This is a genomic window from Geobacter psychrophilus (genome assembly GCF_056821595.1).
Genome location: NZ_JBXDTU010000004.1, coordinates 26,443 through 39,748 on the forward strand (window position 1 = coordinate 26,443; position 13,306 = coordinate 39,748).

Here is a 13,306-nt window from a genome sequence, read left to right on the forward strand (position 1 = left end):
GTCTAAGCCAACTCTTCCGCCAATTCGAATGACCTGAGGCGCAACAGGTAACGTCCCTTGCCGAAATTGCTGTCACGTTTCATGATCAGCACTATGAAGAGCTCACTCGTCAGCACCCGGATTGCTACGCAGGTCTGATTGGTGGTTATGGAAACCTCCTCCATGTCCCCAGCCTTGATAACCTCGACAGACCTTCTGATCTCCTTGAGTACCGTGGCATACTCAACGGACAAAAGCTGCATATCAAATTCAGTCTGCTCCAGGATGATCTCATCGACAGGGATGCCGTCATACGCCATGATCATTATAGCCAAGGCACCTTCAACATTTTCAACGATATTTCTGAGCGTATCTCTTAACGACATGCCTTGATCCTCCTGATATTTTCTAGCCAAGTGTCCAGAGTATCCACAACATTATCAGCTGATTGACGGGCAAGCGGGGCAAAGGCCATGGATTCTAACGGCGTCGACACCTCTTCACTTGTTTCTGAAACAGAATCTTCCGACTCAAAAACATCAAAGGATTTTTCCGGGAAGGATTCAAAGAGATCGGATTCCAGAGTGGCAGGAACTGCTTCAAAAGCTGTCTGCTCAGCAAGATCGGATTCTTCTGCAAAAGCGGTCTGCTCAGCAAGGTCGGTTTCTTCTGCAAAAGCGGTCTGATCAGCAAGATCGGCTTCTTCTTCAAAGTCCTCAGCAACTGCTTCTTCCGGAATCTCATCCGAAACGGGTTCATACCCTTCAAGCTGGGCAATCTTGGCCAGGAGCTGAGAATTGGCCGGATCATCTGCCAGGATGGTACGATAAATTTCAAGCGCCTTTGACAGGAAGCCCTGCTGTTCATAAAGTTCGGCAAGTGTCAGCGTAGAGAGCGGATCATGGAGAGCAGGCGTGACTTCCACCTCAGCCGACGAAACCACATCCGTTTCTTCTGCTGGCTCCTCAAGGACATCACTTTCGCTCAGCTCAATAATCTCATCTTCTTCAATCTCTGCCTCAACAGGGACAGACGCCGTTTCAACCGGAACGGATGTTTCATAGACATTCGAACGCATTGAATCGACCTGCTGGAGGGCTTCCAGTTCAATCGCGCTCCCTTTATCATCCGGCCGGAAATCCAGCACCGTCCGGTAGGTCCGGATCGCGGAAGAAGCATCACCGGCTGCGACGTACAGGCTGGCCAGCGTTTTCTGGGCTTCCACGTCCTCAGGCATCGCCGCAGTTACCTGTTCCAGGATACCGCGGCTCTCGTCTTGCAGGCCGCTTGCGTTGCAGGCCATAGCCAGGGCTCGCAGACCCGCCAGATACCCCGGATGTTTTGCAACACCGGTACGGGCTGTGTGGAGGGCGTCGGCCACCAGACCGACCTTGAGATATATTTCTGACAGACGCGCAAAACAGAAGGAATCAGGCTCCCTCTTCAAGCGCTCATCAAGAGACTTGATATCCGCCCAGAACGAAGCTTCTTTCTTTTTCATGAATACACCTCCAGCCCACTTAGGGTAAGCATCTCTTCAGGCAACAATGGTTCGACTGCAAAATTGCCGATGCCACGATTACAGATAAAACTGATGGCGCCGTCCTTGCTCTTCTTATCGGTCAGGATTGCGGCCAACATGGCATGGCGTTCGACCGTCGGCGGCTGTGTACTCAGTCCGAAACGGGTAATCAGTGACTCGATTCTTTCGATATCAGCCGCTGTACAATGCCCCAGCCCGGCAGAAATCCGGGCCGCCAGCATCATGCCGACTGCCACAGCCTCACCATGGACAAGCGCACTGTACCCGGCCAGCATCTCAATTGCATGTCCCAGAGTATGACCGTAATTCAGCACGGCCCGCAGACCGGATTCTTTCTCGTCAAGCTCGACCACATGGGCCTTGATCTGGCAACAGCGATGAATCATGGTTTCCAGGCAATCCTGGTCCATGGTCTTGATTGCATCAGCATGCTGTTCGAGATATTCAAAGAAAGGCAGATCGATTGCCACTCCGTATTTTATCACCTCTGCCAAGCCGGCGCGGTATTCCCGTTCGGGCAGCGTGGCGAGGGTATTCACATCAATCAGTACAAAACGCGGCTGGTAAAATGCACCAATCAGATTCTTCCCGCGGGGATGGTCGATGGCGGTTTTGCCGCCGACACTGCTGTCAACCTGAGACAGAAGCGTTGTCGGAACCTGAACAAACGGAACTCCGCGCAGATAGGTAGCTGCGGCAAATCCTGCCAGATCCCCTACCACACCTCCGCCAAGGGCAACTATGAATGATTTTCGGTCAAGCCCGGCATCAATCAAAGAGTCATAAACGTGTGCAATGGTCTCGGCGTTTTTATAGACCTCGCCATCCGGTATCTCGATGACTGTTACTGCACAGCCGGACTCTGCAAGCGAGAGCCGCACAACCTCGCCATACAGCGCATTGACGGTCGGATTGGTAATGATCGCCACACGCGATGCCAGACCGAGTGCAGCACAGCGGCTGCCAAGCGACGACAGCAGACCGCAGCCAATCAGGATATCGTAGCTGTTGTCAGCAAGGTTAACGGTCAGCACGCTCACGCGCGTAATCCCTTCACACAGCTCAGAATTTCTGCCGCCACATCTTCCACGGATTTCCCATCCGTGTCAATTCTAATATCAGCGTCTGCATAAAATTGTTTACGTTCATCCATCAGCGATTTCACACTGTTTGCCGCATCGCTGCCATTAAACAGCGGGCGATCGGTGGCGCCATGAAGTCGCTGGAGCACCTGCTGCAGCGAAACTTCCAAATTCACAACGATGCCGCAGCTGCGCATCAGACCACGATTCTCTGCGGATATGACGACACCGCCGCCAGTTGCTATGACAGAGTGCCCAGCTTGAAGTACCTGTTTCAGACAGAGGCTCTCCATTGAGCGAAAGGCCTGCTCGCCGTCCTGGGAAAAGATGTCATTGATTGAGCGACCGGCAGCGTCAACAATCTCCTTGTCCAGATCGATAAAAGGACAGGATAATCTCTTCGCAAGCAGGCGCCCGACACTGCTCTTGCCGCTGCCCATAAAACCGGTCAGGATCAGGGGACGATCAGGCATTGCATACCTGCTCGCAATAGCCCTGGAAATTGCGTCTGATTTCCGTCAGCGAGTCACCGCCAAACTTGTCAAGAAATGCAGTGGCAATTTCTATCGCTACGACCGCCTCTGCAACCACCAGCGCTGCCGGCACGGCGCAGGTATCGGAGCGTTCCACTGCCGCCTCGAACGGTTCATGTGTTTTCAGGTCCACCGAGCGCAGCGGCTTGTACAGGGTCGGAATCGGCTTCATGGCCGCTCGCAGCACGATCGGCTCCCCATTGGACATGCCCCCCTCTATGCCGCCGGCGTTATTGGTCGTGCGGTAGATGGGACTCAATGCACCGGCTTCAAGCTGGGCAACATCATAGAAAATTTCATCGTGAACCTTGGAACCGGGACGATCGGCAACCCCGAACCCCAATCCGACTTCCACCCCCTTGATGGCCTGGATACTCATCAGCGCCATGCCGAGCCTGGCATCCAGCTTGCGGTCCCAGTGAACATGGCTGCCCAGCCCGGGCGGGCACCCCAGCACCTGGACCTCGATCACGCCACCCAGGGTATCACCGGCAGCCTTGGCAGCATCGATGGCCCGCTTCAAGGAATCCTCAAATGCCCGGTCGCAGCAGAACAGCTCGGATTCAGCAGCGATCTGCCACAGTTCGTCAAAGGGCAGACAGGGCGGCGAAACCGAAATACCGCCGATCGCCGTGACATACCCTCCGATCCTGATTCCGAACTCACCCAGGAACTGCTTCGCCAGCGCACCAACAGCCACGCGAACGGCGGTCTCACGGGCACTGGAACGCTCCAGGATGTTGCGCACATCTCCGTGGTCGTATTTCAAGGCACCGGTCAGGTCGGCGTGTCCCGGGCGCGGCCGGGTCACGGCAATGGAATCATCCCGGTGTCCGGGCAGGGGTGACATCTTTTCGTTCCAGTTCTCCCAGTCACGGTTCTTTACCACCAGCGTCACCGGAGAACCAAGCGTCTCACCCCAGCGCACCCCAGACAGTATTTCGACCGTATCGGTCTCGATCTTCATCCTGCCGCCACGGCCATAGCCCTGCTGTCTGCGGGCCAGATCACGATCGATTGCCCCGGAAAACACCGGAATTCCGGCCGGCAACCCTTCAATTATTGCGGTCAACTGCGGGCCGTGGGATTCACCGGCAGTAAGATAGCGAAGTGTACTCACAAAAATACCTCCATCAGGATCCAAATCCCGATCAAATTACCACTGTTAGTACTCAATCGGCAAGGCAAAAGACATCGTAGACCGGTGTCCGGACAAGCATGCCTCGAAACCGGCGCAAACTGATACCACCAAAGCGGTTGACCGTTGGCAGCAAATTGACTACTATCGCTTATTCAGCGGCCAATAACCGCAATTCATTTCCAGCAACGGACACCGACTTTATGCACGCATATCCCTACATCATCACCATCTCCTCCGAAAAAGGAGGGGTCGGCAAAACCACCCTGGCAACCAACCTGGCAATCTATCTCAAAGCGATGCGCGAAGAGCTGCCGGTCACCATCCTATCCTTCGACAATCATTTCACCATCGACAAAATGTTTGAACTGAAGGGTCAAAAGCTGGCCGGGGACGTTCATGACATGCTGATGGGAGCCAAAGCGTCCGAGGTTGTGCATGTCGGTCAGTACGGTGTCGGTTATATCCCCTCGTCGACTGAACTGGGTGATATCCATGAACGCTTCAAGGGTCCCATGACGCTGACCCGCATGCTGGCGGAATCCGGCATTTCGGGCATTGTTATCATCGACACCCGTCCCGACCTGAACATCCTGACCCAGAATGCCCTCTATGCCGCTGATCGGGTCTTAATTCCGGTCAAGGACATGCCCAGCCTGGACAACTGCCGCAATATTTTCGCACTGTTCGAACAACGCGGCATCGACAAGAAGTCACTGGTGCTGCTGCCCTGCCTAGTGGACGAGCGCATCAAATTCGAAGGGGTCTTCAAGGACCAGAAGACGCTGCTGCGGGCCTTTGCCGCCAATCGCGGCTATCGCTGCCTGGACACCTATATTTCCAAGAGTCCGAAGGTGGAGAGCCTCAACACCAATCCGGACGGCAAGATCTACCCGATCCTGACGCACGCCCGCGGCACCGAGGTACATGGTCAATTCAGCGAGATCAGCCGCGACATCCTGCGCAATTTCGATGCCACCCCCGAATCACGGGCCTGCCTGTATTACACCTGGCTGGCCGAAAAGGAGGGCAAGAAGAAGGAGTCCTATCTTGCTCGACTGGAAGGGCTGGCCGAGCGCTGCCTGATCTGTGGGGCCCTGCTGGCTGAACAGCCCGATGGCAGGGGGTTCTACTACGAGACGTCCGATCGGACGGCCCGGGGCTTCCTGCATGACACCTGTTTCACCGACATGCTCTGTGCCTCGCTGTATGGCATGACCAGCGATTCACAGGCCTTCGGCGCGGCCCGCATGGTGATCGCCGACAAGGCCGCCAAATCCGTATCCCTGTTGAAACCGAAAACAGGGCTCGACGAAGCGATGCTGGATTATCGTCAATTCAACACAGCCGGCGAGCAGATCTTTCAGAAGGATCTGGCCCTGGAAGGATTTTCGGAAGGGGCTTTGGAAGGGATCAACAGCAGTCTGTATCTGCTGCTCAATGAGTCGCTGGCGGGCTATGAGGGCAAGTTGCGCAACGACATCTGGCTGGCGGTCCATCCGGTGGACCCGGCCAATCCCGACGCGGTGCTGCATGATGAGCGTTACCGCAGTATTCAGAAAACACAGGTTATGATCGGGGCGGCCATTGCTTAACCGCGATTAACCGTCCGAGCACTACCAAACCTTATGTAAGATTGACATACATCTCAAACAAAAACGCCGTGAATCCCAGTAATGAGGGTTTCGCGGCGTTTGAGTTTGCAGAGCAAGAGCAAATGAAGCGGTACTTGTGATTAGTCCCAGCCAATCGGTATCAATATATAGAATCCACCCTAGCTACAATACTCACCTGGAAATTGGTTGATACATTTGCTAATGGAGGAGGATCGGCGTCTCCGTAATACGTGTTAATACCATTTGTAGTTTCACCATTTGTTTGGCCTTGATAGTAAAAGCCAATGTATTCTCCGACATTGATAGCAACTGGAGAGAAACTAATTGTGGCAACACCTGAATTATTGTTATTCAGGACAACGGTACTCGTCCGCAGGGTAGCCCGATTAGCATCCTTGATCAATAACTGGAAATTGCCGCCAGTAGCTACACGAAGATCGACAGACGAGATCGTGCCGGTATGGGTGGCCGCGATTCCGGTAAAATAATATTTACCCGTGAAGTACGATGTTGTTCCGGAGGTTTTGCCCAACGAATCCTGCTGAACAAGTGGCACAGCACTCCAGGCAGAGCCGTTGTAGACGTTAATCCTGTTCGTATCAGTGTTGTAGATCATCAGGCCGGCCAGTGGAGAACTGATCGCAGTACGCTGTGTGGTATTCATGCGCGGCGGCAGGAAACCTTTGATCGTGGAGGTGACATCGAGAGCTGCGGCGGCATTAGGTGTACTGGTGCCGATACCGACTGAACCGGCGGTATACACGGCGTTAAGACCATTCAGGGTAAAGGGGCTGGCACCCTGAGGACCGGCAGGGCCCACAAGCGACACTCCGACACCCCAGCCGCCGTTATATGGACCGTAGAGCAGATGATTGAGCGTATCGATATAGAAATCATCTACATTGCCAATAATTGTAGGTGGGCCACTGCCGTTTAACACGCTTTTACCATCTTTGGGTGCTGCAGTAAGGACGTTTCCATCGTTGAAGACTATGCCTGTGGTTAAGCCACCACTGTCCGGTTTCAGTACAAGATTCCCATTCAGTTTGACAGCATCTGCTGCCGCACCGGACTCCATCGGGACAGCTGCTAGAGATATCACTGCTGCTAAAATAACAAGACGTCGTATCAACATGGCCATGCCTCCCTTAAAACTAGATATGCCTAACCTATATTCCAATAAAATCAAATCATCAACCGAATTCCATTGTTTCAACCGTAATGGAATACGCAAGCCGGGAGCAGAGATTCCTTAAAGTTGTGGTCTTGGACGGCTTTCGGAAGCGCGTTGAATTGTTCAATGAATCGCTGGCGGGATATGAAGGTAAGCAGTGGGGTGACAACTTGCAGGATTGCAATCGTGTACCGACCTGCCGGAGCAGGCCGGTACACGTTAACAATTACTTTGTTTTGAAAGTGTAGCTGTATGCTGCGTTGAGGTTCCCTGCAGCATCCGTAACCGCACCTGCAGGAACGGTTACGGTGTAGGTCGTCGCAGCGCTCAAGACACTTGACGGTTTGATCGTCAGCTTGTTGCCGGAAATTGTTTTGGTGCTGCTGACGGTTGAAGTACCTTTTTTGAGAGTAATGCTGGAATAAGCACTTCCCTGAACGATGTTTTCGCCATAAGTAAGGACAGCGCTCGAAGTTGTGCTGACACCGGTGGCACCTTTTGCAGGGGTAGTGCTAGTGACTGCCGGAGCGGTCTTGTCTATCGGATAGGCGACGCTATATGGTGAGACTTCGGCGTTACCGGAGTTATCAACGGCAAAATAACTGATTCCATAGACGCCATCGGCAGTCAACGAAATGGTTGCTGTTGATCCGGGAACCACAGTCTCTACGCCGCTAACATTATAGTGTATTTCTTTTACGCCAATGTTGTCCTGAGCAGTAATGGTGATGAATACATCGGAAACGTAGTAACCATTTCTGACCGTGCCCGACACTGTCGCTGAAGAGACAGGGGCAGTAGTATCCAGCACAAGGCGCTCATACGCACCGATATCGTTAGCAACTCCCTGCGGACGGGTAAGGCCCGTTAAATCATTAACAACAGTTAAGCCTGCAATTCGATCAATCGCTGGGGAGTCTGCGGCAAGCTGGTAATTTCTGACAGCCGAATTTACAAATTTTGGATCAGTGTCAAGAACACCGGCAGGGTCAACATTCAGGTCAGGCAATCCTGGGACGCCTCCTTCTACGATGGATCCGGCAAAAGGATTATAACCGAGATACGTCGAATTTATGTACATCGGCGAGGAGTTCCCGTAAATGATCGAGTAGGCAATTTCGCCTCTGCCGTCTGCCAGATACAGACTCCCTCCTACCGGTGCAGTGTTATTGGTAATTGTATTGTAAGATCCGGCAATCGAGGTTTGACCATCGACATAGAACGCACCGCCAATTTCCGTCGCACTGTTATGGTCTACCACCGTATTCTGAAGTACGACACCCGATCCGCCCAGACTGCCATTACCGGTTGAGTATCCGGCGCCTCCCTTCGTGGCGCTATTTCCGGTTACGTACGAATCATAAGCCCTGACAACTCCGGTGAAATGTGTATAAAAGGCGCCACCCTCTGCCGCACTGTTGTTAATAATATTGCACTTGTTAAACCAGACTGCTGCATTCAGGTAAGCATATGCTGCTCCGCCGATTGTGGCAGTGTTGTTGCTGATGGTGGAGTTATTGACAATTACAGTGGGAATCTCCGACCCCGAAAAAGTGCCCATAGCCTTGATTGCCCCGCCCCAGGTATTGCCGGTATTATAGCTCAGGACGCTGTTATTGACCGTGACTCCCCAGTTACCGGATACACTGATACCACCTGACGTTCCGCCAGCCATTGTCGTTTCACCAGCAAGACCATTTTGTACGGTAAACCCTTCAATTACGACAGAAGGATGAATCGAACTATGGTTGACTAAATTGATGACCGTCCCTTTTTTCCCACCGTCAATGACCGTCTGAGCAGCACCAGCCGTGCTCTTGAGTGTGATTGCTTTCGCGGGAAAAGTGAGGTTTTCAAAATATACCCCTCTCCCGACAACAACTTCATCACCATCTACTGCTGCGGTGAGCGCCTCCTGAATGGACGGATAACTGCTTGGAACCGTGAGTGTTGCCGCCAGCGCAGTTGATGCGCACAACGGTAATCCTGCCAATAATGCGAGTAGCCTTTTCTTCATACAAATCTCTCCCTTTTTATTAAAATACCGATCAGCAAAAACTGACGGTTTCAAAACATGCTCCACTTAGAAGAAAGTTCGCACGCAAATATCTGTTTTAAGGGTAGTTCTATCGGTCCAAGGGGAAAGAGGATCGCTCGCAATAGGATTCTGGTTTTCGGTAACGTCCGGGGACGTTCTTAGCTGTTTATCAATTACACTTTCAGCGACAACAAAGCAGCTCCCCAGGATTTTACCTTTAGCATTCACAAACAATCTGCCCCTTGCAAGCTCAGTCACGAACTTTAGATACCGTATCCACTTACGACTTTCAAGTTTAATTTCAGGTAGTTACGCCACTTTAACTGTGTAAAGTTTCTTTACACCCTCCAATTTTTGTTAAATAAATCAATAGGTAACAAAAGTGTAAAGTTTTTTTACACACCACGTAACACACTGTATTTAAATACATTTATTTTATTTACAGATTTATGGAAACCGAGGAATATCTGTCTTGGCAAGAACGAGAAGAGATTGAATTTGTGTGATGTTACAAACATGTCATACTGATGCGGCGGAAGCAGGTTTAATATTTGTCCAGAAAGACTGATCAGGGGAAGTACTGTGGAAGGGAGCGGCGGGAGCAGTGCAATATTATATAGAGTTTTCTACTTCACCAGTTGTGATACCGGCACAAACGTAATGCCCTGCTTTGCCAGACCGGGCAGTGCAGCTTCCAGCGTCCGGATCGTAACCGGATGGGGATGGCAGATGGCTATGGCCGAACCGGTTCGTTTAGCCAGCCGCACCGCCTGGTTGAGCTGCCCCAGTATGTAGGTCCCGTCCTGTTCATTATCCAGAAAGACCTGCCTCCGCCCGGATTTCAGGCCAAGCTCCTTTGCCAGGCGCACCCCAACGGTTTTGGGTGACGTCACGCTGTCCACAAAATACAAGCCCCTGCCCTTCAAGGTCTCCAGCACCGCCCGCATCTTGTCCTCATGCTCCGTAAACTCTGAACCGGTGTGATTGTTGGCCCCTGCCGCCTTGGGCAGGTTACGCACAAAACCTTCCATTCGTTCGGCGATATCACTGTCAGTCATGGACACAAGCAGACCATTGGACTCCAGGCGTCGTCCCGGCCACTCCTTGGACTGCATGGGGATATGGATCATGGTTTCGATACCACTGGAAGCGGCAAATGCTGCCACCTCCTGGTAATGGCTGAGACCGGGGATGATGGAAAAGGTCAGCGGGACACCGATGCTGGCCAGGGAGCGGGCTTCCTTCACCGTCGTGCCCATATCATCTATGATAATGGCCAGCTGCCCTGATCCGGTGACCTGCGTTGCTTGCGGTTGCTTCTTCGCTGACGAAATAGCTCCAACCGGGGCTGCAGTTTCAGGTTTTTGCTGCATTTCAGGGGCAAGGATTTTTGTCGGTGGGGCCTGCGGTTGCGGAATCTTTAGCGGCGGTGCCGTCTTGGGAGCAACGGGGATTGCCGGGGGTACAACTGCACTTTTGGGTGTAAAGATGAGATAGCCACCCACGACCAGACAGATTACCGCCAAAATAGCCAGGGCGGCATAACGACTGCCGCCCGGCTTATTATTGCTTGATTTACGAGCCAATTAACTTACTTCTCGCCCATTTTTTTGAGAATGTCCCAGCCCTTGAGCAGGTCAAGGGCGCGCATGACCTGGTAATCGTTTTTCAGTGCATCTTCCGGCTTCAAGGATACAGCCTTATCCTTGGCATCATCCTTCTTCTCATCTTTCTTCTCATCTTTTTTTGCATCCTTGGGTGCACCCTTATCCTCACCCTCGAAGTGGTTCTCCAGGTCCTTTTCCCTCAGGTGCATCATGTTTTTCTTTTCAGCAGATTCCTTGGGCAGTTCCAGCCGCTCCACAACGATATCGGGTGTGATCCCCTTGGCCTGGATCGAGCGCCCCTTGGGGGTGAAATAACGGGCTGTCGTCAGACGCAGGCCCGATTCATCGGACAGTGGAATAATGGTCTGGACAGAGCCCTTGCCGAAACTCTGGGTACCCATGACAATCGCCCGCTTGTGATCCTGCAGGGCACCTGCCACGATCTCGGAGGCACTGGCGCTTCCGCCGTTGATCAGCACCACGATCGGGTAGTTCGGCTCCTTATTTCCCTTTCGGGCGGTAAACTGCATCTTGGAATCTTTCTCGCGCCCTTCGGTGTACACAACCATCTTGCCTTCTTCGACAAAGTGCTCGGCGACCCTGACCGCCTGGTCCAGCAACCCGCCAGGATCATTACGCATATCAAGGATCAGTCCCTTGAGTTCGCCTTTATTCTCTTCCTTCAGACTTTTGAGATATTTGGCCAGATCCTCATCGGTTTTCTCCTGGAACTGTGCGATGCGGATATAGGCATAGCCGTCACCCATCAGCTTTGAGCGAACACTCTTCACCTGGATAATGTCGCGCATCAGGGAAAACTCCTGCGGCTTATCGAAACCATCCCGCATGATTGTCAGAGTGACCTTGGTGCCTTTCTGCCCACGCATCCGTTTGACCGCATCGTTAATATTCAGATCCTTGGTGAACTTTTCATCAATTTTGAGGATCTGGTCTCCGGACTTGATGCCGGCCTTGAAGGCGGGCGTATCTTCGATCGGCGAAATGACCGTCAGGATGCCATCCTTGATGCTGATCTCGATCCCCAGTCCGCCGAAGGCCCCCTTGGTATCAATCTTCATCTCCTTGTAGGTATCAGGGGGCATGAAGGAGCTGTGGGGATCAAGTGATGCCAGCATACCGTTGATGGCCCCGTAGATCAGCTTCTTGGTATCCACCTCTTCCACATAGCTTTTCTTGACAATCGCCATTACATCCGTAAAAAGCTCGATCGACTCGTAGTCACTCCCCTTTCCCTCGGCAATGCAGCGCCGCTGGGAGCTGATGCCTATGAAAATAACGAGGGCCGCGACAACAATCGCAAACCCCATGACTACCTTTTTTTTGCTGCTGCCTGGTGTTGACATCTGGTGCCTCCGATACTGTTGGTGTTTTATGTGATTGTGCCTAAACGATCGTTTACCGCACCCATCCGGCCGGATCCACCGGCTTGCCCTGATGCCTGATTTCAAAATACAGCAGCGGCCCCTTGCTGGAATCGGTATCACCCACCGTTGCCACGGTTTCGTGGCGGGCGACCTCAGCCCCCACCTTTTTCATGATCCTGGCCGCATGGGCATACAGACTGAAATAACCGCCGCCATGATCAATGATGATCATGTTGCCGTACCCTTTGAAATAATCGGCAAAGATCACACTTCCCTCGTAGATGGACTTGATCTCACTGCCGGCCCCCGAGGCAATCGACAACCCCTTGCTGAAGGTATATGAATTAAACTCGGGATGTTTATGCTTGCCGTAGGTCTCGATGACTTCGCCCCGCACCGGCAGGCTCATACGCCCTTTCTGGGAGGCAAAGCCTCGATCCGGAACAGGAGGAAGTTCCGCCAGCGGCTTCAATTTGCTGCCCGGCTTTTCATGGCGTGACGACAGCTTGCGGCGACTGAGGGCATCGAGCCGGCTCATCATGGTCTGCAGGCGGGCAGCATTGGCCTGCAGCTCCTTGAGTGATTTTTCATAACTGCCGCGGTCTTGGCGGACTTTCACCAGATAGGCCGCCTTTTTATTCTTTTCCTGCTCAATTTCCTGTTTCTTGGCGGCAATGCCGTCCTTGATGCGCTCCTTTTTGACAGCGTCGCGTTCAAGGTCGGTCTTCAGCTTGCGCAGTTCTTCTATCTTCAGGTTGTACTCTGTAAATATTTTCTTGTCATTATCCAGAATCGAGCGCATGTAGCGGATATTTTCGGCCATCTGGGGAAATGACTCGGCCGAGAAGAACATCCGCAGAGCGCCCAGTTCGCCGGCTTTGTACAGTGACGACAGTCGCCGCTCTATCTCCACCTTTTTGCGGTTGGCTTCATCGCTGACCCTGACAATTTCCCGTCCGGTCCGCCCCAGGCTGAATTCGACCCCCTTCAGGTCGCGGTCGAGTCGGCCAAGATCGGACTCCTTTTCCTCCAGACTCCTGTTGATCTCGCGCAACTCGGTGGAAACAACCGCCTCGACCTTGCGGGTCTTGGAGATCAGCTGTTTCTTGGCCTTGATCTCCTGCTTGACCCCTTTCAGCTCGTCCCGGGGATTTTCACTCCAGGCGGCACCGGCAGAAACCAGGAGCAGCAGTATGCAGAGCAGATGCATC

The 13,306-nt window shown here is 52.8% G+C and carries 11 protein-coding genes; 1 reads left to right on the plus strand and 10 read right to left on the minus strand.

What is annotated here, in order from left to right:
• Window positions 1-2: 2 nt before the first annotated feature.
• The 5 genes from ACOCF6_RS02245 to aroC are packed head-to-tail and all read right to left on the minus strand — an operon-like array spanning window position 3 to window position 4,257.
• Window positions 3-365, minus strand: a complete 363-nt coding sequence (locus tag ACOCF6_RS02245; RefSeq protein ID WP_482458761.1) for a roadblock/LC7 domain-containing protein — start codon at window positions 363-365, stop codon at window positions 3-5.
• Complete coding sequence (locus ACOCF6_RS02250; RefSeq protein WP_482458762.1) at window positions 356-1,480, minus strand: tetratricopeptide repeat protein; 1,125 nt, start codon at window positions 1,478-1,480, stop codon at window positions 356-358. The genes ACOCF6_RS02245 and ACOCF6_RS02250 overlap by 10 nt, the downstream gene beginning before the upstream one ends.
• Window positions 1,477-2,562, minus strand: coding sequence for a 3-dehydroquinate synthase (aroB, locus tag ACOCF6_RS02255; RefSeq protein WP_482458763.1), 1,086 nt, complete (start codon window positions 2,560-2,562; stop codon window positions 1,477-1,479). Before aroB ends, ACOCF6_RS02250 begins: the two co-directional genes overlap by 4 nt.
• Window positions 2,559-3,077: a shikimate kinase gene (locus ACOCF6_RS02260; RefSeq protein ID WP_482458764.1), complete on the minus strand. Its 519-nt coding sequence runs from the start codon at window positions 3,075-3,077 to the stop codon at window positions 2,559-2,561. Before ACOCF6_RS02260 ends, aroB begins: the two co-directional genes overlap by 4 nt.
• Window positions 3,070-4,257: a chorismate synthase gene (gene aroC, locus ACOCF6_RS02265; protein ID WP_482458765.1), complete on the minus strand. Its 1,188-nt coding sequence runs from the start codon at window positions 4,255-4,257 to the stop codon at window positions 3,070-3,072. Before aroC ends, ACOCF6_RS02260 begins: the two co-directional genes overlap by 8 nt.
• Before the next feature lie 98 nt (window positions 4,258-4,355).
• Between aroC and ACOCF6_RS02270 the strand changes: the two genes are divergently transcribed.
• Complete coding sequence (locus tag ACOCF6_RS02270) at window positions 4,356-5,870, plus strand: ParA family protein (RefSeq protein ID WP_482458766.1); 1,515 nt, start codon at window positions 4,356-4,358, stop codon at window positions 5,868-5,870.
• Between the two features lie 160 nt (window positions 5,871-6,030).
• On the opposite strand, the gene ACOCF6_RS02275 is transcribed toward ACOCF6_RS02270, so the two are convergent.
• From ACOCF6_RS02275 to ACOCF6_RS02295, 5 genes are all read right to left on the minus strand, one after another.
• Window positions 6,031-7,026 carry a hypothetical protein gene (locus ACOCF6_RS02275; protein WP_482458767.1) on the minus strand — a complete coding sequence of 332 codons (996 nt, stop codon included), beginning with the start codon at window positions 7,024-7,026 and terminating at the stop codon, window positions 6,031-6,033.
• A 265-nt stretch (window positions 7,027-7,291) separates the two neighbouring features.
• Complete coding sequence (locus ACOCF6_RS02280) at window positions 7,292-9,136, minus strand: Ig-like domain-containing protein (RefSeq protein WP_482458768.1); 1,845 nt, start codon at window positions 9,134-9,136, stop codon at window positions 7,292-7,294.
• A 593-nt stretch (window positions 9,137-9,729) separates the two neighbouring features.
• Window positions 9,730-10,689 (minus strand): divergent polysaccharide deacetylase family protein, encoded by a 960-nt coding sequence (locus ACOCF6_RS02285; protein WP_482458769.1) that lies wholly within the window; start codon window positions 10,687-10,689, stop codon window positions 9,730-9,732.
• Between the two features lie 5 nt (window positions 10,690-10,694).
• Complete coding sequence (locus ACOCF6_RS02290) at window positions 10,695-12,074, minus strand: S41 family peptidase (RefSeq protein WP_482458770.1); 1,380 nt, start codon at window positions 12,072-12,074, stop codon at window positions 10,695-10,697.
• A gap of 52 nt (window positions 12,075-12,126) precedes the next feature.
• Complete coding sequence (locus ACOCF6_RS02295; protein ID WP_482458771.1) at window positions 12,127-13,305, minus strand: murein hydrolase activator EnvC family protein; 1,179 nt, start codon at window positions 13,303-13,305, stop codon at window positions 12,127-12,129.
• Window position 13,306 lies beyond the last annotated feature (1 nt).

Coding starts and splice junctions, on each gene's coding strand:
- ACOCF6_RS02250 (WP_482458762.1), bottom strand. CDS start 1,480: ATGAAAAAGAAAGAAGCTTCGTTCTGGGCGGATATCAAGTCTCTTGAT.
- ACOCF6_RS02290 (WP_482458770.1), bottom strand. CDS start 12,074: ATGTCAACACCAGGCAGCAGCAAAAAAAAGGTAGTCATGGGGTTTGCG.
- ACOCF6_RS02245 (WP_482458761.1), bottom strand. CDS start 365: ATGTCGTTAAGAGATACGCTCAGAAATATCGTTGAAAATGTTGAAGGT.
- ACOCF6_RS02275 (WP_482458767.1), bottom strand. CDS start 7,026: ATGTTGATACGACGTCTTGTTATTTTAGCAGCAGTGATATCTCTAGCA.
- ACOCF6_RS02260 (WP_482458764.1), bottom strand. CDS start 3,077: ATGCCTGATCGTCCCCTGATCCTGACCGGTTTTATGGGCAGCGGCAAG.
- ACOCF6_RS02295 (WP_482458771.1), bottom strand. CDS start 13,305: ATGCATCTGCTCTGCATACTGCTGCTCCTGGTTTCTGCCGGTGCCGCC.
- ACOCF6_RS02270 (WP_482458766.1), top strand. CDS start 4,356: ATGCCTCGAAACCGGCGCAAACTGATACCACCAAAGCGGTTGACCGTT.